The sequence below is a fragment of the Photorhabdus heterorhabditis genome (genome assembly GCF_018448905.1).
Lineage (GTDB): Bacteria > Pseudomonadota > Gammaproteobacteria > Enterobacterales > Enterobacteriaceae > Photorhabdus > Photorhabdus heterorhabditis.
On sequence record NZ_RCWA01000007.1, the window covers coordinates 46,602 to 69,294 of the forward strand.

A 22,693-nucleotide genomic window follows, 5' to 3' on the forward strand; every position below is an offset into this window, starting at 1 on the left:
TCTTAATGACCTGTTATCATATACTGCTTGCTGGAGTTTAGAAGGAATATTCCATGCGGATATTGATTGTTGAAGACAATATGTTATTACGCCACCATTTAACGGTACAACTTCGTGACACGGGTCATCTGGTTGATGCTGCCGCAAATGCTAAAGAAGCTGATTACTATCTGGCAGAGAGCGAACCCGATATCGCTATCGTTGACCTTGGTTTGCCCGGAGAAGACGGTTTGAGTCTGATCCGTCGCTGGCGCCAGAAAGATGAGAAACTTCCTATTCTTGTTCTGACCGCTCGTGAAAGCTGGCAGGAAAAAGTCACCGTTCTTGATGCAGGGGCGGATGACTATGTCACCAAGCCATTTCATCTTGAGGAAATCATTGCCCGTATGCAGGCACTCCTGCGCCGTAATAATGGGCTGGTTTCCCAAATTATTGAATTTCCCCCGTTCAGAATTGATCTGTCACGCAAAGAATTAACAATTTATGGTGAAAGTGTCAAACTGACGGCTTTTGAATATAAAATTGTTGAAATATTGATGTGCAATAGCGACAAAATTGTCACTAAAGAGTCATTAATGCGTCAATTATATTCCGATGCTGAACTGCGCGAAGGCCATTCCATTGATGTTTTAATCGGACGGTTAAGAAAGAAAATACAAGATATTTGGCCTTATGAAGCTATCGTGACTGTTCGCAGCCAAGGCTATCGCTTTGATGTATAAAATTTTAATGTGCAAAAAAGTGCTTAAACGTAAAAAGCAACCTTTTTCACTCCGTACCCGGTTTCTAATGGCGACTGCCGCAGTCATTCTGGCTCTGACAATGTCTTATGGTATTGTTGCTATTGTCGGTTACCTGGTCAGTTTTGACAAAACCGCTTATACACTATTACGTAGTCAGAGTAACTTGTTTTTCAGCCTTGCTCAGTGGAACAACAATAAGCTGGATATTTCAGTACCACCCAATTTCACACTAAATAACCCGTCATTAGTTCTGATTTATAACAACAAAGGCACTATCCTTTGGCGTCAACGCCATATCCCAAAAGTAGAAAGATCTATCCCGAGTGAATGGTTGAAGGAAGATGGTTTATATGAACTGGATACTGACCTGAAAAGCAGCCGAGACTTGTTAAAAGACTCGACCAATATGCAGGGGCAATTAGGCAAACTTAATACTCTCAACGAAAATGAAGATAACGAGCTAACCCATTCCGTTTCCGTTAATAGATATCATTCGACAACACATCTGCCAGAATTGACTATCGTAGTGATTGATACCATTCCACAGGACTTACAGAAAACAGTTCTGGTGTGGGAATGGTTCGGCTATGTATTGATTGCCAACCTTATTCTGGTTATTCCATTAATCTGGCTGGCTGCTCACTGGAGTTTACGGCCAATCAAATCGCTTATTCATCAGGTCGGCTCATTAGAAAAAGGTGAGCGAGAAAAATTGGATGAGAATCCACCGACTGAGCTACGGGGATTAGTTCGTAACCTTAATGTTCTGCTCAATAATGAACGCAACCGCTATACAAAATACCGCACAACACTGGCCGATCTGACACACAGCCTGAAAACACCGCTAGCTGTTTTACAATCAACTCTCCGTTCTTTACGCAGCAGTAAGCAGATGACCATTGAACAGGCAGAACCTATCATGCTTGAACAAATAGGCCGTATTTCTCAGCAGATAGGTTACTATTTGCACCGGGCCAGTATGCGCGGTGATCATAGCATCATTATGCGGGAAGTTTCTTCTGTTCCAGCTTTACTGGATAGTTTGTGCAGCGCTTTAACAAAAGTCTATCAACGCAAAGGCGTCAGTCTCACGTTAGATGTATCGCCGGAAATCACCTGGCTTGGTGAAAAAAATGACTTTATGGAAGTCATGGGCAATGTCCTGGAAAATGCCTGTAAGTATTGCCTTGAATTTGTCGAGATCTCCGCAACTATGGATCATAATTCGGTAATGATCATTGTTGATGACGATGGACCTGGTGTCCATATTAATAAACGGGAAATGATTTTCCAGCGGGGTCAACGTGTCGATACCTTACAACCGGGTCAGGGGCTTGGATTATCCATTGCTTCTGAAATCATTGAGCAATATAAAGGAGATATCAGTATCAGTGACAGTCCGCTTGGCGGCGCCAGAATTTGCGTTATATTCCGTTGCCAGCAAGTTAATGATGACGATTAACCAAATATGCCTGTGTAGTCTGATACTCAATTTAACTATTTCGTTATAATATCCTAAAACTCACCTCAACTCAGGATGTCACTATGGACTATCAGTTGAATCTGGACTGGCAGGCGTTTTTACAAAATCATTGGCAAAAACGACCTCTGCTGATTAAACAAGGTTTTCGTCAATTCATTGATCCCCTTACTCCCGATGAACTGGCCGGCTTGGCTATGGAAAATGAAGTTGATTGCCGCTTGGTCAGTCAGAAAAATGGCCGTTGGGATGTTTCCCATGGTCCATTCGAAAGTTACGATCATTTAGGTGAAAAAGATTGGTCATTACTGGTACAGGCAGTTAACCACTGGCATCATCCCTCCTCTGCATTAATGCAACCATTCCGTGCGCTATCTGACTGGCGCATGGACGATCTGATGGTCTCTTTCTCCGTTCCTGGCGGGGGTGTTGGCCCACATCTTGACCAATACGATGTATTTATCATCCAGGGAATGGGACGCCGTCGCTGGCGCATTGGGGAGAAAGTGCCAATGAAGCAACACTGCCCTCATCCTGATCTGCTACAAGTCGATTCATTTGATGCCATCATCGATGAAGAGATGGAGCCAGGTGATATTCTCTATATTCCACCCGGATTTCCACATGAAGGCTACGCCACTGAAGATTCATTGAATTATTCAGTTGGTTTTCGTGCACCCAATACCCGTGAGCTATTCAGTAGTTTTGCTGATTACCTACTGGCTAATGATTTAGGTGGCTATCGCTACAGTGATCCCAATCTGACTTTACGCGACAATCCGGCATTGGTGCAAAAAGATGAGCTATCCGCACTACACTCAATGATGAGTGAATTATTGACACAACCCGAAACTTTCCAACAATGGTTTGGTGAATTTATCTCTCAGTCACGGCATGAGCTTGATATTGCCCCACCAGAACCACCTTATGAAAGTGATGAAATTTATGAATTAATGAAACAAGGCGAAAATCTCCATCGTCTTAATGGATTACGGGTTATAAGAATCGGTGATCAATGCTTTGTTAACGGAGAATTAATAGATACACCTCATCTTAATGCTGCTGACATTCTTTGCCACCACTATGAAATTAATGCCGAAATGCTTGGTGAAGCGATAGATGATGTTCGTTTTATCAGCCTGCTCACGGCATTAATAAACAGTGGTTACTGGTACTTTAATGATTGATACATCACTACAAGAGGTAAATTTAAACGGAATCGTTCAAAAGTCCATTAATTCTGTTTAACATCTAACCCAATTATTAATTCACTGCCTCTTAATCAAACCTCCTGATTAAGAGGCAATTCCTAAAGGTTGCATTAATTATCTCTATATCAACCCGATGAATATTAAATTTAATTAATTATTTCCATGTTTCTTTTTTGTCTATTCATACTGGGGCAAATTAGCTAATGCTGCAAAACTCCTGAATTTTTCCCAATTTTTTTAGACAACAGAGCGGTCAATTCAGCAATACGCATAACGACACTTACAGCTTGTTCCATTCCTTCCAGCGAAACAAATTCATGTTTACCATGATAATTATATCCCCCCATAAATATATTCGGACAAGGCAAACCACGAAATGACAATTGTGCTCCATTAGTACCACCACGAATAGGCTTAATGATGGGTTCAATATCACAATCCAGCATTGCCTGTTTTGCAATCTCAATAACATGTGGATATTTGATAACTTCATCGTGCATATTGTAATAATTGTCATCGATAGTCAGTTCGATATAACAATCAGGATGTAACCCCTTACCTGCTTTTTCAGCAACTTTGATCATCTTTTTTTTACGTTCTTCGAAATTATTTCGATCAAAATCACGAATGATATAATGCATTTCAGCACGCTCTACCGTACCTTTAATTCGTTGCAGATGATAAAAGCCTTCATATCCATCCGTATGTTCCGGCGTTTCTCCTGATGGCAATTCCTGATGAATGCAGATTGCCAGCGACAAAGCATTAATCATGACCCCTTTGGCATTACCAGAATGAATATTATTGCCAACAATCTTGACTGTTACTACCGCCGCATTAAAATTTTCAAATGCTAATTCACCCACACCACCACCATCAACGGTATACGCCCACTCAGCATCAAATGAATCAATATCAAAATAACGTGCTCCCTTACCTATCTCTTCGTCAGGTGTAAACGCTATTCGAATATCACCATGTAAAATATTGCTATTCTTCAGGCGAACCATGGCCGTAATGATCTCTGCAATACCCGCTTTATCATCGGCACCAAGCAGTGTTCTACCATCTGTGGTAATCAGCGTTTTTCCTAACATACTATGCAATACAGGAAACATAACTGGCGATAACACTTCATCACCGCATCCTAAAGCGATGTCACCCCCCCGATAATTTTCTAACATTTGTGGGTTCACATTTTTTCCAGAAAAATCTGGCGAAGTATCAAGATGGGCAATAAAGCCGATAACCGGTACAGGCCACGGTGTATTAGCCGGTAATGTTGCCATTACACAGCCATGTTCACTTTGTACCACATTAGAGAAACCCAGCTCTATTAGCTCCTGCTTCAATGCCTTGGCAAGTTTAAGCTGACCATTACTGCTAGGAATGGTTTTCGCTGACAGTTTTGACTGAGTATCAAAAGAAATGTATTTAAAAAAACGCTCTAATAATCTGTCCATTGTTCTCTTCCCCCCGGGACTTTAGCTGTCCATTATGAGGAAGAGAAACACAATAATTATTGCGTCAAATCAGCTTTAAATTCTTTTATCTTATCAATTAACCTTTGGACATACTCATCCACTATTTTACTGGCTGGTCCATAGTGCTTTTCATCAAATAGGCTTTCTACCTGACTTGGTTCCAGATTCAATTCCACCGTATGTGCGCCTGATAGTTTAGCTTCATGCACAAATCCAGCCGCAGGATAAACATGCCCGGAGGTGCCGATCGCAATGAAAATATCTGCCTGAGCCAGTGCAGAATAGATCTCTTCCATACCCAAAGGCATTTCACCAAACCAAACAATATGTGGACGCAACGGTGATGGGAACTGACAGCAATGACAACGCTCATCTGTAGCCAATGCACCTGTCCATTCAAACACTTGCCCAGATTGGCAGCAACGGATCTTAAGTAACTCACCATGCATATGTACCGTACGACAACTACCTGCCCGTTCATGAAGATTATCAATATTCTGAGTAATCAACAGAAAATGGTCACCCAGTTCGTGCTCCAGCGCGGCTAAAGCATAATGCGCTGTGTTCGGCTTTATGTCCGGTTGTTGTAGTTGACGCCGCCGGGCATTATAAAACGCCTGTACCAAGTCTGGATCTTTCTGAAAACCTTCAGGTGTAGCAACATCTTCCACCCGATGTTCTTCCCACAACCCATCAGAAGAACGGAAAGTCCGAATGCCCGATTCAGCTGAAATACCCGCACCAGTCAATACCACTACATAAGGTTTTTTCATATCAAATGCCAATCGATTATCCCTATAGAAAATTCGGCTACGAAATCGCTGATGCCTCAAACGCTTAACCTTACGAAACCGACAAAGCCGACTACGAACACGCATACTGATTTCCTTTAAGATTTCTCAATAATGCTTAAGTTTCTGTTTCCTTTACACCATAGCGCTTTTGTTCAGCTGATGCCAATAATAGGTTTATTATCTCCCACTTAAAATCTGTGCCGGATCAAGCCTGCTTGCCCGTCTTGCCGGATACCAACTTGCCAGCAAACTCAAAATCAGCGCAGTCGCTAAAACGAACAAAACATCCATGCTATGTAACTCTGATGGTAAGAAATCGATGAAGTAAACATCACCGGAAAGGAATTGATGGCCGATCAGCTTTTCCAGCCCATGGATAAGTGAAGTCAGATTAAGTGATGCTAATATTCCGACTACAGCACCTGCGATACTGCCTGTCATCCCCGTCAGTAATCCATACCAGAGAAAAACCGCTCTGATTTGTCCATCTTTTGCTCCCAGTGTTCGTAAGATAGCAATATCCCTGCTTTTATCTTTTACCGCCATAACCAAGGTAGAAACGATATTGAAACACGCCACACCAATCACCAGAATCATAGCCAGATACATAATGCTGCGTACCATCTGAATATCCTGATACATATAGCCGTAATTTCTTATCCAACTGCTGATATAGACATATTCCTGTGATGCTTCTCCAGCCACCCTTACTCGCTGATTGGCAGCAAACACATCATCAACTTTAATAGCAATTCCAGTGATCCCTTGGTCATAATCCAGATATTGCTGTGCATCAGCCAAGGGAATCAAAGCCAGACTATGATCAAGTAAGCCACTCAGTTGAAAAATCCCGCTGACCTGTAAACGAATCCGCTTTGGTTGCAACAGTTTCATCTCTGGATCGTTGTTTGGGATCATAACAGTCAGCCAATCACCCTGTTTAACCTTCAAAGCATTAGCAACCCCTTGCCCCAAAATGACCTGCTGATGACCCGCCTGAAAGTGTTGCCATGCATTATCCTGCACAAACGTTGGTAATGAACTAACCTGAGCCTCTGTGACTAAATCAACACCTCTTACCTGAACGGCATGTAGACTAGCGCCTTTTTCCATCAATCCAGTGAAAGTAATATAAGGTGAAGCCGCAACCACACCAGCTGTGTTTTTCACCCGTCCTAATGCAGATTGCCACCGTTCAAGAGGCTGATTAACCGCATAGATTTCACCATGAGGAACAACGGAAAGTATCCTGTTCCTCAATTCCCGCTCAAAACCGTTCATGGCACTCAAGCCAATAATCAAGACCGCGACACCAAGCATAATCCCCAAAGTAGAGATCACCGAAATCAGGGATACCATTCCACCACGACGGCGCCCCCGGCTGAATCGAAGAGCAGTAACTAGAGAAAGAGGCAAATTTGCCATTACAATGCCCTCGTCAGGGTCAATTCATCTTGCAAATAGCCGTCACGCATCTCTACCTGACGATCCAATTTGCTGGCAAGTTTCAAATCATGGGTAACCACCAAAAACCCGGTTCCCTGCTGCCAGTTAAGTTTACCCAGTAACTCAAAAATACTATCTGCATTACGTAAATCAAGGTTGCCAGTGGGTTCATCAGCCAAAACTAAAGAAGGTTCATTAACTAATGCTCTGGCAATCGCCACACGCTGACGTTCACCACCCGATAATTCTGATTGGCGGTGATGAGCACGCTTCTCCAGACCAACCGCCGCCAACATTTCCAACGCTTTCTTCTGTGCTTGATTCCGATTTTTACCGCCAATCAGCAGCGGCATAGCCACATTTTCTATCGCGTTAAAATCTGGCAACAGGTGGTGAAACTGATAAATAAAGCCTAATTCATGATTGCGCAATTCTGCTCTGGCTCTGGAAGACATTTTATTCAGAGACTCCCCTTTAAACAAAACGTCACCGGAAGTCGGTGTATCCAATCCACCAAGCAAATGCAATAGCGTACTCTTACCTGACCCCGAACTTCCTACAATCGCCATCATTTCGCCCTGATTGATAGCAAAAGTGACATTTTTCAGTACTTCGGTCAGTACTTGCCCTTCTTGATATTTTTTACACAGATTATTACACAGCAATAATGGTTGATTATTCATAACGCAAAGCCTCAGCAGGTTGGGTGGCAGCGGCACGCCAGGAAGGATATAACGTAGATAATAGGGCAATAACTATCGCTGAAATTGCAATTGTAGCGACTTGCAATGGCTCAATAGCAACAGGTAACTCAACACCTGAAGTCAACAGGCCAATAAGTGGCATTAAGTTATTAAGCTGGCTCGAAAGCAGAACACCAAGCCCAGTTCCCAATAATGTACCGATAATCCCGGCACCCGCTCCTTGGATCATAAAAATCGCCATGACCTGACGGCGTGTCAGTCCCTGGGTTTGCAAAATCGCCACTTCACCCTGTTTTTCCATCACCAGTAAACCAAGAGAAGTAATGATATTGAATGCAGCCACAGCAATAATCAGACTCAACAATAAACCCATCATGTTTTTTTCCATCCTTACAGCCTGGAAAAATTCACCTTTACGTTCACGCCAATCTTTCCATAACAACCCTTCAGGCATGGTTTGCAAGCTCAAGCGATCCACCGCCAACGGTTCTTTGAGATAGAGACGCCAGCCAGTAATATTATCCTGCGGGTAACGCATCAAACGGGCAGCATCTTGTTGATTCACCAGAATCTGTGTGCCATCTACTTCACTGTTAGAAGCAAAAGTACCCACAATCATAAACAAACGTTGACTCGGAATACGCCCCATTGGTGTCAATTGGCTTGCACCTGGCACCATCAGGCGAACTCGATCTCCGCGTTTTACTCCAAGCTCCACCGCCAACTTTTCGCCCAAAATAGCATGATAACTGCCGGGTTCAAGTTGATAGCGAGCAGTGTTAACCAAGTATTCAGTCAGTGGTTCATACTCATCTGAAGTAATACCCAACATCACACCCACACCGACATTACGGGCGCTTTGCAATACAACGTCGCCCATAACCAATGGTGTAATCCTGTTGACTTGCTCTAGGTTCGAAAGTTCACTAGCAGGATGTTGTACGGGATCTAGAGAACCACTTGCCGACGTCACAACAGCCTGCGGCATCAAGCCAAGAATACTGGTTTCCAATGAACGCTCAAAACCATTCATCACTGACAATACAGTGATTAATGCGGCGACACCAAGAGTAATACCGATTGTTGACAGCCATGAAACAAACCGACCAAATTTGTCAGCCGCACGGCCACGCATATACCGCAAACCTATAAATAATGAGACAGACTGAAACATGAAATCTGTTACGCCCCTGTTGCCAAAGCAAAGTGTTCGGGGATAATAAAGGGTAGCTATACTTTATGGAACCACCAACGCCCAAATCTGTGGTTTTTTTTATTTTTTCTCAACCTGCCAGCGTGTTTATTTTAAGACCATTATAGGTCAAAAAATCTGTTGGGAATGGGCTGAATCATAGAGAACACATTAACGCTTATGTCCTCAAAATACCGTTATGAACTTCCTGAACGCTGCGGTGATAGCCGCCAGTTAGGTCGGCTCACTGGCGCAGCCTATGCTGTAGAGTGTGCTGAAATTGTCGAACGCCATCAAGGTCCTGTCGTACTGATAACCAAGGATATGCAAAACGCTTTACGTCTGCATGATGAAGTCCATCAGTTTACCGACTGTCCTATCAATATACTTTCTGACTGGGAAACACTGCCCTATGACAGTTTTTCTCCTCATCAGGAAATTATTTCCAACCGCCTGTCTACACTTTATCGTCTGCCAACGGTAACCAAGGGTGTTTTAATCCTGCCGGTAAACACCTTAATGCAGCGGGTTTGCCCACATGAATATCTTCACGGGCATGCATTGGTTATGCATAAAGGACAAAAGCTCTCACGGAATAAACTCCGCGCTGAACTGGAACAGGCGGGCTATCGCAGCGTTGAACAGGTTCTCGAACATGGTGAATTTGCCACCCGAGGCGCATTGCTTGACCTTTTTCCAATGGGAAGCGAGCATCCTTATCGTATCGATTTTTTCGATGATGACATTGATAGCCTGCGAATTTTTGATGTTGACAGTCAGCGCACGCTAACTGAGGTCAAGCAAATCAACTTATTACCTGCTCATGAATTTCCAACAGATAAAGAAACTATTGAACTGTTTCGCAGCCAGTGGCGGGAACGTTTCGAAGTCCGTCGTGATAGTGAGCACATTTATCAGCAAGTTAGTAAAGGCACGTTACCAGCCGGGATAGAATATTGGCAACCGCTGTTTTTCAAACAACCCTTGCCCTCGTTGTTTGATTATCTACCAGATAATACCTTGATTATTATCAGCCAAGAAGTCAACAGCTCTGCTGAGCGCTTCTGGCAAGATGTTCAACAGCGTTTTGTGAATCGTAAAATTGATCCAATGCGACCGCTTTTACCACCGGAAGAACTTTGGCTTCCAGCTGATAAGCTGTTCTCTGAACTGAAAAATTGGCCTCGTATTCAACTCAAAACGGAAGAACTTAGTAAAAAAGCCAGCCATACAAATCTTGATTATCAACGACTACCTGATCTATCTATTGTCGCACAAAATAAAGCACCGCTGGATAAACTTCGCCGTTTCCTTGAGCAATTCAGTGGCCGTGTTATTTTCTCCGTTGAGAGCGAAGGCCGCAAAGAAACATTGCAAGAATTGTTGTCACGGATAAAGATTAAACCAATTAAAATCAGCAAACTGGATGAAGCTCAGGAACCGGGTCACTTTTTAATGATTGGTGCAGCTGAACATGGTTTTATTGATAACAAGAATGAACTTACTCTGATCTGTGAAAGTGACATGCTTGGGGAGCGTGTTGTCCGCCGCCATCAGGATACTCGCCGTACTATTAATACCGATACCCTGATCCGTAACCTTGCAGAATTACGCCCCAGCCAGCCAGTCGTCCATCTGGAACATGGTGTTGGCCGTTATCAGGGATTAACCACTCTCGAAGCAGGTAGCATTAAAGCAGAATACTTGATATTGAGCTATGCTGGTGATGACAAACTCTATGTCCCTGTGTCTTCACTGCATCTGATTAGTCGCTACGCAGGTGGTGCAGATGAAAACGCCCCATTACATAAATTGGGTGGAGAGACATGGAGCAAGGCCCGCCTGAAAGCGGCTGAAAAAGTACGTGATGTCGCCGCCGAACTGCTCGATATTTATGCTCACCGTGCCGTAAAACCAGGATTTGCATTTAAGCATGATCAGGAACAATACCAATTATTCTGCCAAAGCTTCCCATTTGAAACTACGCCAGATCAAGAACAGGCTATCAACGCCGTTCTAAATGATATGCGTCAGCCAATAGCAATGGATCGCCTAATTTGCGGTGATGTGGGATTTGGTAAAACTGAAGTTGCTATGCGCTCCGCATTTCTGGCCGTCCATAATGATAAACAAGTGGCTGTACTGGTTCCGACAACGCTTCTGGCCCAGCAACATTTTGACAATTTCCGTGACCGTTTTGCTAATTGGCCTATACGTATTGAGATGATATCCCGCTTTCGCAGCGCAAAAGAGCAACAGCAAGTGGTTGAAATGGCAGCCGCTGGTAAAGTAGACATTATCATCGGTACTCATAAATTACTGCAAAGTAACCTGCGCTGGAAAGATCTTGGTTTGTTAATTGTCGATGAGGAGCACCGGTTTGGTGTACGTCACAAAGAGCAGATTAAAGCCATGCGTGCGGACGTCGACATTTTGACGCTTACCGCAACCCCCATTCCGCGGACGCTCAATATGGCAATGAGTAGCATGCGGGATCTCTCAATCATTTCAACACCTCCCGCCCGCCGTCTGGCAGTCAAAACATTCGTCCGTGAATATGACAGCCTGGTCGTTCGAGAGGCAATACTGCGTGAAATCTTGCGCGGTGGTCAAGTTTACTATCTTTACAATGATGTTGAGAATATTGAGAAAACCAAACTACGTCTTGAAGAGTTGGTACCAGAAGCACGGATCGCCATTGGCCATGGTCAGATGCGTGAACGAGATTTAGAACGGGTAATGACCGATTTCCATCATCAACGATTTAATGTTCTGATCTGTACTACGATTATTGAGACTGGCATTGATATTCCAAGTGCCAATACCATCATTATTGAACGTGCTGACCATTTCGGCCTTGCTCAATTGCATCAACTGCGTGGACGTGTTGGACGTTCTCATCATCAGGCTTATGCTTATCTTCTGACTCCACATCCGAAAGCAATGACAGTCGATGCCCATAAACGTCTGGAAGCAATCGCTTCGCTTGAGGATTTAGGTGCAGGTTTTGCACTAGCCACTCATGACCTTGAAATCCGTGGAGCCGGAGAACTACTTGGTGAAGAACAAAGCGGCCAGATGACAACTATTGGCTTCACACTCTATATGGAGCTATTGGAAAGCGCTGTCGATGCACTAAAAGCGGGTCGTGAACCTTCACTTGAAGACTTAACAAATAGCCAGACTGATGTTGAATTACGCATGCCTGTCTTGTTACCTGATGATTATATTCCTGATGTTAATATGCGCTTGTCTTTCTACAAACGGATTGCCAGTGCCAGAGACGAATCGGAATTAGCAGAATTAAAAGTTGAATTGATAGACCGATTTGGCACATTACCTGATGCAGGACGCCACTTATTACAATCAGCCACAACTCGCCTGTCAGCTCAGAAATTAGGTATTAAGCGAATAGAAGCCCATGAGAAAGGCGGATTCATCGAGTTTAGTGAAAAAAATAAAGTTGATCCAACTTATCTGATTAGTCTATTACAAAAACAGCCTGAAATTTACCGACTGGATGGCCCTGTAAAACTGAAATTCATTACGGACTTGAACGAAAGGACATCACGTCTGGAATTTATCCAACAGTTACTGAATGCTTTTGAACAGCATCAGGTCAACTCCTAAGTCATTTTTCACTTCCCCCGTCATGATTGATTATCAGTCTGTGGGGGAAGTGCGGCAATTCGCTTTGCAAAACTTAAACTACCCATTTGTTCCATGTAACTCTGTAAAATAAGTGAAACCAATATTGATCTATGGAATATTGGATAATTGTGATGTAACTTATCCATCAGTATCTTTTGAGATTAAAATTATATGCAATATTCATACTTAGGCAGAATTATCACCTTGATTAGATTAAGAAAAAGATTAATTCCCATGAAATACCAATCAGATATAGTCATGCTCGTAATAACAACCCATATTATCAATCCTATTTAACAATGGGCCATTTTAATTTATATTAACTCTATCCTGTTATAATTATTTTTTTTACTTATGTATAAGTAATATTATATAACCCAAGATAATAACTAGAAAAAAGATGCCTCTTAGCCTCATTATTTAAGCGCAATTTTACTAGAACACCGATATAAGACCGTTCAATCATTTCATTCCACGCACCTAAATTTAGCTTAAGTTACCATTCTATTATAGTGATCGTACCAGTTATCTAATAGGCTAATAATATTGTGAAACTGTGCCTTATTGTAACAATCAATCAAATATATTGAGTAATTATAAAAATCATATTCAAACATATTGTTTATTAGAAAATAAATTATTATATATTCCTAAATATTATATTATCTTTTAATTGCATTATCTTACACTTCGTCTATACCAATTAGTTAAACCGTTATTTATCTGTTAAGAAAAAATAATAGACATTTATAACAAATATGAGAAATAGTCATTATGCAAAGTGTCACTAATAATAATATCACTTCCGATAAAATTTCCTCTAAAAGTATTTCGATGCAAATTCTGCATGAGTTGTTGCAATATCGCCGACACCTAACCGATTCAGAAAGAGATTTAGCTCTGGAAGAAGAAATCATTAAAGGTGTACAATTACCTAGAATTGAATATTTTATCAAAAATAAAAAGCCTATAGAATTTATTTTACCCGCATTCCCAACCAAATCGCCAAACAAAAATAAAGTACTTGGTACCGCTCCCGATATGGCAGAACGCTTGTCTTTGAGTTTTCTTAATTCTCTATGCCAACGTATCCAGCTTTATTATCCTCCTGGTGCACGTATTATCATTTGTTCTGACGGACATGTTTTCGGTGATCTAATTCGTGTCAAAGACGACGTTATCAGCCAATATCATGAAGATATTAAACAATTACTCCATGAAATGGGTGCTATCAATTTAGGTACATTTAATCTCAACGATGATAAGGAACTCTGCGAGCATAGCGATAATTTTAACTTACAGAGAGATATGCTAGTAAAACATTACGCCCGCTCTGAAGAATCCATCAAAGATGAATTGTTACAAAATAATGATGGATTGCAACTGTATCGTGCAGTCACCCGCTTTTTATATGAAGACAGCTTATTACCTGGTTATACCGGATCAAACAATGCCTTGCAAAAAGATGCCAAACAAAGAGCTATCGGTGTTATTCAACGAAGCTGGGCATGGGGAAGTTTATTAGATACTCATTTCCCAAAATCTATACGTCTGTCTATTCATCCTCAACCAGCAGACAGTATTAAATTCGGTATTCATATGATGCCAACCCGGGATGACTGGTTAACCCCTTGGCATGGTGTCGCAGCCAATGTAAATGGGCAATTTATACTTATGAAACACAAAGAAGTTCAGATGATGGGCGGAAAATTAGTCAATATTCATGGAAAACCCAGCCATTATGTAATTTAAAGGAAAAAGATAATGACAGAATTAAATAAATTTCAGACAGAAGAGATCATACCTTTTGGTCTAAAAATCACACCGCAATATTCCGATCAACATATTGATTCTCTACCAATAGAACAACTAAGAGAACTGACTAAAAAACATAATCTGCTTATATTGCGTGGTTTCAAATCTAACTTATCCGATCGCGAAAAATACGAAGAATATGCCCGTAGTTGGGGAGAAATAATGATGTGGCCATTTGGTGCCATCTTAGATGTCCGTGAACACCAAGATGCTACCGACCATGTCTTTGATAACACCTATATGCCACTTCACTGGGATGGTATGTATAAACCGACAATTCCCGAATTTATTATGTTCCATTGTGCCCATGCACCTGAAAGTGACCAAGGAGGCAGGACAACCTTTGTCAATACCCGTCGTGTTATTGCTAATGCTACCCAACAGCAATTAGAACAATGGAAAAATATATCTGTTACTTATCGTATTAATAAAGTCACTCATTATGGTGGAGAAGTTCATTCCCCTCTATTAGAAGAGCATCCAGACGGAAACGGATTCGTTATCAGATATAACGAGCCAGCAGTAGATGGTGAAAAATTCCTTAATAAACATGCTATTGAATACCATAATATCAACTCCGATCAGGTAGATAAATTCCAGCAAGATTTTATAAATATACTGTACGACAAGCGTCACTTATATGCTCATGCCTGGCAAAAAGGTGATCTCGTGATTGTGGATAATTTCTCTCTACTGCATGGACGTGAAGGATTTACTTCCAAATCAGAACGGCATTTACAGAGAATCCACATTCAATCTGATCCGGTCTTTAATAATCAAGCGTTAAGATCATAATATTTTTATACGGACGAAGAACTGGAAAGATTATTACTTTGACTCCCAACTCCCATTGTAGTACGCTGGCCTTTTGTTTTTGCAATATAATACCAGCCAAAATCAATCTACCGGGAGTCAAGAATGATCCGCCCTTTTAACACACAGGATATGGATTCTATTCTGCACATCTGGCTATCAGCATCATTGATTTCCCACAAATTTATTGATGCTGATTTCTGGAAAAGCAAAGTAGATGATATGCGTGATATTTATATTCCATTATCAGAAAATTATGTATATGAAAATCAAGGTTCTGTAATAGGTTTTTTCAGCCTATATGAAAATAATATTGCTGCGATCTTTGTTGCACCATCAGAGCAAGGAAAAGGTATCGGTAAACAACTTATCAACTATGCAAAAAATCTACGGGATAAGCTGGAATTAGAGGTTTATTGCCAAAATATAAACTCCATCCATTTCTATCTTAACTGTGGTTTCTCAGAAAAAGAAAAAATAATAGATAAAAATACAGGTTACCCTGCGTTATTAATGGAATATATTAGAACCTGACCTTTTCAATCAGATCTCAGGAAATAATAAATTTATTTCCTGATAGATTATAAATTTATTTATAAATCACACTCAGCAATAATCAATATAGATGGTCCGATCACTCTCTATGGACTGAGAAATAATAATAATTTTAAATAACCAACTATAGTTATACTAAGGAGGCAATTAACACTAAAGAGGAAAATAACCATGTCCATATCTCTTGAGTATTTTAAATCTGCAAAATTTGACGGAAATCTATATCTTAAATGTCATGGTGAAATGGATAAACATACAGTAATAAAATATATATTAACCAACTTAACCAAAAAAGAGATATATGAATGTTACAGTGAAGATAATCAACTCGCCTGTTTTACTTCACTTAAACCCGCAAATTATATAATAGAAACTACTATCATGAAAGATGGTAAAACTATTAAAAACCTTACACCAGAAAACATAGAAATAAAAGAATCAGACCTGCTATTTGATATAGATAAAGAAATAGATGAAATAAATAAAAATGTAAGTAATGATATTAATATCAACCATATCCCTCCGAAACAAATTTCATCTAAAGATAGAATTGTCTCTCTAAAAGGAAACAACCATATTCTAAATGATAATTTGAAGTACCATCTTGAGATCATGTTTTCTGCCGATGGATTAAAAAGATTTGAAGCCGAAAGAACGGATTTATTACCTATTTTTAATTCATTTAAGCATAAAATAGACATAAGGCCGGTTTTTGATAAAGAAGATTTTGATAAAAAAATATGGAAAACTCCAGAATTTAGTAAATTAACTTATCTTTACAAGATAAACGCAGATATTAGTCATTCTGATTTAGTCAAGTTAGCCAATGAGCTGGAGAAACTGGATTATGTCGAGTTTTGCTCTCTCATTCCTGAGCTGAAAAATATGCCCCCACCTCCTTTGCTTTTAGCACAAAAGATCCCCTCCGAATTCACTATTGATATCACTACACCTGATTTTTCATATCTACAGGGATATTTAAATGAGCACAATGGTATGAATATCCGAAATGCCTGGAATAAAGGTTATAAAGGTCAAGGTATCACTGTACACCACCTTGATTTTGGTGTTTACAGAAACCATGAAGATCTAGTTGGTAATATTACAGTTATCAATAGTCGCCCAGAAACACAAGATTGTAATCACGGCACAGCCGCCACCGGCTGTATTTCCGCAAAGGATAATAAATTCGGTGTAACTGGTATTGCTCACGAATGTCAATTCCGTTTTTATGACGTCGATGATTTTGATAGAATTATATATAGCTTTTTACCAGGAGATATTATTAGTTTAAATATTCAAATTGTAGCCAATAATAGATATTATCCTTTTACCTATCTAGCATCTAATTGGCAAAAAATAAAAAGTTGTGCCGACGCAGGGGCAATCATTATTTTTGCTTCTGGTAATAGTGGTATTAATTTAGCCTATGACTTCACTTTCCCTAATTATGGAGATCATGGTGGTATTATGATCGGTGCCTGTACATCAATTAATGGACACAGGTTAGGCTTTTCCAATCATAATCTCTATACCAGTTTAAATTCCTGGGGTGAAAATGTCACAACCACTGGATATTCAAACTTACAACGCCTACCCGGAAATAATAGAAACTACACTCGTAGTTATAATGGGACATCCAGTGCAACACCTTTAGTTTCAGGCGCACTAGCACTCATTCAGTCTTATGCAAAATTAAAATATCATAAATATCTTAATTGCTCTCAAATAGCGACATTGGTTAAAAACAGTGGTTTTACAATAGGAGAACCACAGGGAATCGGCTCGCGTCCGAATGTCGAAAATGCTTTCAAACTAATGGATCGTCTATTTTCTTAATTAAGTAGATTATTTCAAGTAAAAAAGTCATGCCCTATAAAGGCTACCAGCTATCGCAGGTAGCCTTATCAACTATACCTGTTATCTTTCAAGTTGCCTCTTTGTTGGCTGCGTTCACTTGCCGCCGCACTGCAACTTGAAATCTATTGGGTATAAATAATTAATGCAATTTTAATCGTGGACGAATTACACGGTTAATTCCACCCACTAACATCATCAAGCCAGTTTTAACATAACCATGTAAAGCTACCTGATGCATACGGTATAAAGAAATATAGACTGCACGCGCCACACGCCCTTCTATCATCATTGAGCCACGCATCAGATTGCCCATTAGACTACCAACCGTACTGAATTTAGATAATGAAACCAAAGAACCATGATCTTTATAAACATACTCTTTTAACGGCTTGTCATTCAGCAACGCAATAATATTGCTATGACAACGGCTGGCCATTTGGTGAGCCGCCTGTGCTCTTGGTGGAACAAAACCACCCTCTTTCTTCGAGCATGATGCACAATCGCCAATTGCAAAAATATGGTCATCAAATGTCGTTTGCAACGTCGGCTTCACCACCAGTTGATTAATCCGGTTAGTTTCAAGACCAGCAATATCTTTCATAAAATCCGGTGCCTTGATGCCAGCAGCCCACACCATTAGATCAGCTTTAATCAGCTCACCCTCTTTGGTATTCAACCCATACTCATCAGCACTGGTCACCATGGTTTTAGTTAATACGTGAACGCCAAGTTTTGTCAGCTCTTGATGTGCCGCAGCAGAAATACGTACTGGCAATGCCGGCAAAATACGCTCTCCAGCCTCTACTAACGTAACGTTTAGCGCTTCTGAATTAAGCCCCTCAAAACCATAACTATTAAGCTGTTTTACTGCATTATGTAATTCCGCCGACAGCTCAACGCCTGTCGCACCACCACCAACAATCGCAATATTAACTTTATCTTGCTGATTACCGCTGGCAGAATACTTAAGAAACAGATTCAGCATTTCATTATGAAAACGATGAGCTTGTTGTGGGTTATCCAGGAAGATACAGTTATCTTTCACACCCTGCGTACCAAAATCATTAGATTTACTGCCCAAGGCCATAACCAGAATGTCATAACTCAATTCACGCTCAGGAACCAGTATCTCGTTATATTCACCTCGGATCTCAGCCAAAGAAATCTTTTTGGTATCACGGTGAATATCGGTCAAAGTCCCTAATTGGAAATTGAAACAGTGGTTACGGGCATGAGCCAGATAACTCAATGCATCAACACCATCGTCCAATGATCCTGTCGCAACTTCATGTAATAGCGGCTTCCACAAATGGCTTTGGTTACGATCCACCAGCACAATTTCTGCTTTCTTTTTGCGTCCCAGCTTATGCCCCAGACTGGTTGCCAGTTCCAAACCACCAGCACCTCCACCAATGATCACAATTCTCTTCTTTGGTGTTGTCATGACTACTCCACTAAAATGTAAACAAAATGTTATTTAAGGACATTAAAGTAATGCCCTTAAATAACATTTATTTTTATATAAATAACTGATGTGATAGTTACAGAATATCACGACTGGTTAGTTGGTCATACCAAAATTGAGTGACATTAAATTCTTTTGAATAAATAAACATCAATCACAGAAATTGTCAATTTATTTTCAGCTGGTTCGGTTCATCCCTCATTTGTCTCATTTTCCTATTTACATAAAAAGTAAAATACGATTTAGAAGAAATTCCTAAAAAACCTGACATTGAGGAAATTATAGGAATGAACTTCCAGGATAGAGACTCTCTACCCTACCCTGGGATTAGCAACTGTCTCATTTTGATAAACAAATGAAGCTTTGAAATATTTTTATCACTACCTCACACAATCTTGCCATTTATCATGTAAAGCAATTAACGCTTTACTAGCCTGCTGCCAGCGTTTTGAATCCTTTAACTCATTCAGACTGAATTGACCGCCCCGATGATACAATTCTGATACTTTCTCTGCTTTGGTCAGAGGTAGATTATCAATCACACTGACCGCCCCCTCACGATTATTACACACCAGGATCATGTCACATCCAGCATTCAATGCAGCCTGTCCGCGCTCAACGTAACTGCCCATAATCGCCGCACCTTCCATAGAAAGGTCATCCGAAAATATCACGCCATTAAAGCCCAATTGCTGGCGCAGCACTGATTTCAACCAATATGATGATCCGCTGGCAGGATATTTATCTACCTGAGAATAGATCACATGAGCCGGCATCATCGCATCCAACAAGTTACGCTGGATAAAATCACGAAAAATAGACATGTCATGACGGCAAATGAGTTCCAGAGGACGATCATCGTGAGGCGTTTCTTTATGGGAATCGGCACAAACAGCACCATGTCCCGGAAAGTGTTTACCCGTCGATTTCATGCCAGCAGAATGCATACCTTTAATAAAGTGTTCTGCCATCATCATGGCCTGTTCAGGGTTTTCATGGAATGAACGTTCACCAATAGCCACACATTGATGGCCCAAGTCCAGAACGGGAGCAAAACTGATGTCGATATCCATTGCAATCATTTCGGATGCCATTAGCCACCCTGCTTCTTGCGCCAATTTCATACCATCAAAATTATCACTCAATTCAGCAAAAGACTGGGCCGCAGGTAAACGGGTGAAACCTTCACGGAAACGCTGAACTCTGCCACCTTCCTGATCAACAGCAATGACAAGACGATGACGGGAAGCCTTACGAATCTGGCGTACTAATTCACGTAATTGCTCAACATCATGAAAATTGCGGGTAAACAGAATTAAACCGCCCACTAATGGATGTTGTAAAATTTCCTTTTCTTCACTATCCAGTTCATAACTGACAACATCTAACATTACCGGACCCATAACATTCCTCACTTGTAAATGTACTGCAATCGATGCAGCGTAAGAGATTAAAACGCCAGACCAAAAGAGAGACGCAACTGTTGTGCTAATTCTAAAAATTGTCTATCACGGCTCTGTTTCCAACGCACTTCAAACCACATTAAAATCATATAATCAACCCAAGGTTGCCAACGTTTAATCTGACGCTCCAATAACGTTCGATCCAGATATCCTGATGGTTGACCACAATAATAGTTCAAAAACATCTGTTGCTGCGGTTTATCCCAATGATTAGTCCGAAACAATGTCGCTAATGCAAACCCAATATCTGTATCCGCTGCATATTCCCAGTCAATGAGTTTCAATCCCTGATGCGTATTGATTAAATTACCGCAATGAACATCCATATGAACCGGTGACAGTTTCAGTATTGAAGGCGTTGGAGAGGAGATAAAATATTTATGTAGCCGCAACCAGCCCGGAGTAAGACGAGCTTTATCGATTTGCAACCACTGGCTTTCTAACTGATGCCGTAGTTGAAGCGGATAACCGAACAGCGGCTGATGATGCAAAGTGACCAATAGTGCCGCCAATTTTTGCAAAAAATCAGGCTGAGAAAACTCATCTTGTCCAATAACATGGCCAGGCAACCATTCTAATAACAACCAGTGGCGATCCATGGCAATCACTTGCGGAGCAATTTCTGTCTGGCTGAGATGGAGCAGAATAGCATGCTCACGCTGACGATTAACACCGAGCTGACTCCCTTGCTGCCACTGCCTGCGACCGACAACATGATATTCACCATGAGTCACGTAATAGCTTTCATGTGTCAGACCGCTTAGCGGTCTTATCTTCCAATCACTTGCTATTGTATGAGGCCATTGTCTACACACTGCCTCCAACAAACGATCATAATTACTTAACGTCACTGAACCCTGACCAGAGAATCTCACCAGTCTGTACCGACATCAGTTGCATGACGATGTCACGTTTATCAGTGTTACCTGAAACGATAGAATAGAGAACATAATCCGCATTCAAGTAGCGAGCCAAGCCAATCGCTTTGCTGCGCAATCCCAAGCTATCTTCTTCAGTTAAACCCAAAGATTGACGAGCACTCTGCACCTGATTTTGGGAAACTAATTCAAAAACATTTTTGCTACTAATGACTTGACGCAAAGCATCTGTTGCTTGCATGGCTTGCAACACCCCATTGGTATTATTCTTTACCGTATCAATTAACAGTAACTTCCCGTTTCCCAACCCATGAGTCTTAACCATTTGTTCTACTAATGGCTGCACACTACCTTCCCAGTCAGTTATACGCATTTTAGGTGGCTCTGGAACCTTATCAGGTGGTGATATCGGTTCTGGTGGCGGCACAGGTATAACCGGAGCTGGAGGCTCAGGCTGCTGTGGTGGCAAGGATGGACAACCAGCCAACAACATGACCGATAATGCTACAAAAATAATTCTTTTCATCAACCTATTCCAATTACAGAGTTTTAAAAAATAGATAAGTTCCTGCTGTGACACTAGCAATTGACTATCAGTTCAACCCAGTAACAAAGTCGGAGCATTTATTTAAAAAATCAAGATACCCGGAGTGATCCTGAAACCCGTATTCTCTCCGAATATCTGCCTATATCCGTCACCTTTCAAGTTGCCTCTTTGTTGGCTGCTTTCTCTTACCCCAGTCACATCGTTATCTATGCTCCTGGGGATGCTTCACGTTTACTTCTCCAGTAGTGGCCCTAAATGGCAACCACCAACCAGATGCATGTGGATATGATATACTTCCTGCCCTGCATGACGGTTACAGTTCATAATCAAACGATATCCATCTTCCGCAATACCTTCTTGTTCAGCAATTTTTGCAGCAACCGTCATTATTCGCCCCAACGCTAATTCATGCTCTGGTTTCACATCGTTTACCGTTGGGATCAAAACGTTTGGAACAATTAGAATATGAATCGGTGCCTGCGGAGAAATATCACGGAATGCCGTTACCAAGTCGTCCTGATAAATAATATCAGAAGGTATTTCACGACGAATAATTTTACTGAAAATAGTTTCTTCTGCCATCACATTTTCC

The 22,693-nt window shown here is 41.0% G+C and carries 18 protein-coding genes; 8 read left to right on the top strand and 10 right to left on the bottom strand.

The window, feature by feature from the left end; genetic code table 11:
- Window positions 1–53: 53 nt before the first annotated feature.
- The 3 genes from phoP to EAE89_RS06240 all read left to right on the top strand — a co-directional run bounded on the left by phoP (window position 54) and on the right by EAE89_RS06240 (window position 3,410).
- A complete protein-coding gene (phoP, locus tag EAE89_RS06230) occupies window positions 54–722 on the top strand; it encodes a two-component system response regulator PhoP (RefSeq protein ID WP_054478241.1) in 669 nt (222 codons plus the stop codon).
- A gap of 19 nt (window positions 723–741) precedes the next feature.
- Window positions 742–2,205, top strand: a complete 1,464-nt coding sequence (gene phoQ, locus EAE89_RS06235) for a two-component system sensor histidine kinase PhoQ (protein WP_083451909.1) — start codon at window positions 742–744, stop codon at window positions 2,203–2,205.
- 83 nt (window positions 2,206–2,288) lie between these two features.
- Window positions 2,289–3,410 (top strand): ribosomal protein uL16 3-hydroxylase, encoded by a 1,122-nt coding sequence (locus EAE89_RS06240; protein ID WP_149616779.1) that lies wholly within the window; start codon window positions 2,289–2,291, stop codon window positions 3,408–3,410.
- A 224-nt stretch (window positions 3,411–3,634) separates the two neighbouring features.
- Here the strand turns inward: EAE89_RS06240 and pepT are convergent, their stop codons facing one another.
- From pepT to lolC, 5 genes are all read right to left on the bottom strand, one after another.
- A complete protein-coding gene (gene pepT, locus EAE89_RS06245) occupies window positions 3,635–4,897 on the bottom strand; it encodes a peptidase T (RefSeq protein WP_054478238.1) in 1,263 nt (420 codons plus the stop codon).
- Between the two features lie 56 nt (window positions 4,898–4,953).
- Window positions 4,954–5,796: a Sir2 family NAD+-dependent deacetylase gene (gene cobB, locus EAE89_RS06250; protein ID WP_054478237.1), complete on the bottom strand. Its 843-nt coding sequence runs from the start codon at window positions 5,794–5,796 to the stop codon at window positions 4,954–4,956.
- 93 nt (window positions 5,797–5,889) lie between these two features.
- Window positions 5,890–7,137 carry a lipoprotein-releasing ABC transporter permease subunit LolE gene (gene lolE / locus EAE89_RS06255; RefSeq protein ID WP_149616780.1) on the bottom strand — a complete coding sequence of 416 codons (1,248 nt, stop codon included), beginning with the start codon at window positions 7,135–7,137 and terminating at the stop codon, window positions 5,890–5,892.
- On the bottom strand, window positions 7,137–7,841 hold the full coding sequence (gene lolD, locus EAE89_RS06260; protein ID WP_054478231.1) for a lipoprotein-releasing ABC transporter ATP-binding protein LolD: 705 nt from the start codon (window positions 7,839–7,841) through the stop codon (window positions 7,137–7,139). Before lolD ends, lolE begins: the two co-directional genes overlap by 1 nt.
- Complete coding sequence (gene lolC / locus EAE89_RS06265) at window positions 7,834–9,036, bottom strand: lipoprotein-releasing ABC transporter permease subunit LolC (protein WP_054478229.1); 1,203 nt, start codon at window positions 9,034–9,036, stop codon at window positions 7,834–7,836. Before lolC ends, lolD begins: the two co-directional genes overlap by 8 nt.
- A gap of 198 nt (window positions 9,037–9,234) precedes the next feature.
- Here lolC and mfd point away from each other — a divergent pair, with 198 nt between their 5' ends.
- From mfd to EAE89_RS06290, 5 genes are all read left to right on the top strand, one after another.
- Window positions 9,235–12,684 (top strand): transcription-repair coupling factor, encoded by a 3,450-nt coding sequence (mfd, locus tag EAE89_RS06270; protein ID WP_214085555.1) that lies wholly within the window; start codon window positions 9,235–9,237, stop codon window positions 12,682–12,684.
- Window positions 12,685–13,479: 795 nt separating this feature from the next.
- Entirely contained in the window at window positions 13,480–14,457 is a 978-nt protein-coding gene (gene pvcA / locus EAE89_RS06275; protein ID WP_054478225.1) for an L-tyrosine isonitrile synthase, read from the top strand.
- A 12-nt stretch (window positions 14,458–14,469) separates the two neighbouring features.
- The gene (locus EAE89_RS06280) at window positions 14,470–15,315 is read left to right on the top strand and encodes a TauD/TfdA family dioxygenase (RefSeq protein ID WP_149616783.1); all 846 of its coding nucleotides are present in this window, start codon (window positions 14,470–14,472) and stop codon (window positions 15,313–15,315) included.
- Window positions 15,316–15,438: 123 nt separating this feature from the next.
- Complete coding sequence (locus EAE89_RS06285; protein WP_054478220.1) at window positions 15,439–15,867, top strand: N-acetyltransferase; 429 nt, start codon at window positions 15,439–15,441, stop codon at window positions 15,865–15,867.
- A gap of 192 nt (window positions 15,868–16,059) precedes the next feature.
- Window positions 16,060–17,727, top strand: a complete 1,668-nt coding sequence (locus EAE89_RS06290) for a S8 family peptidase (RefSeq protein ID WP_214085556.1) — start codon at window positions 16,060–16,062, stop codon at window positions 17,725–17,727.
- A gap of 160 nt (window positions 17,728–17,887) precedes the next feature.
- Here EAE89_RS06290 and EAE89_RS06295 read toward each other — a convergent pair whose 3' ends face one another.
- The 5 genes from EAE89_RS06295 to hinT form a co-directional block, all read right to left on the bottom strand.
- Complete coding sequence (locus tag EAE89_RS06295; protein ID WP_054478218.1) at window positions 17,888–19,192, bottom strand: NAD(P)/FAD-dependent oxidoreductase; 1,305 nt, start codon at window positions 19,190–19,192, stop codon at window positions 17,888–17,890.
- Window positions 19,193–19,593: 401 nt separating this feature from the next.
- Window positions 19,594–20,616 carry a beta-N-acetylhexosaminidase gene (gene nagZ / locus EAE89_RS06300; protein WP_054480702.1) on the bottom strand — a complete coding sequence of 341 codons (1,023 nt, stop codon included), beginning with the start codon at window positions 20,614–20,616 and terminating at the stop codon, window positions 19,594–19,596.
- Between the two features lie 47 nt (window positions 20,617–20,663).
- Complete coding sequence (thiK, locus tag EAE89_RS06305; RefSeq protein WP_262499946.1) at window positions 20,664–21,551, bottom strand: thiamine kinase; 888 nt, start codon at window positions 21,549–21,551, stop codon at window positions 20,664–20,666.
- On the bottom strand, window positions 21,514–22,080 hold the full coding sequence (lpoB, locus tag EAE89_RS06310; protein ID WP_054480697.1) for a penicillin-binding protein activator LpoB: 567 nt from the start codon (window positions 22,078–22,080) through the stop codon (window positions 21,514–21,516). Before lpoB ends, thiK begins: the two co-directional genes overlap by 38 nt.
- 252 nt (window positions 22,081–22,332) lie before the next feature.
- Window positions 22,333–22,683 carry a purine nucleoside phosphoramidase gene (gene hinT, locus EAE89_RS06315; protein ID WP_214085557.1) on the bottom strand — a complete coding sequence of 117 codons (351 nt, stop codon included), beginning with the start codon at window positions 22,681–22,683 and terminating at the stop codon, window positions 22,333–22,335.
- Window positions 22,684–22,693: the final 10 nt, after the last annotated feature.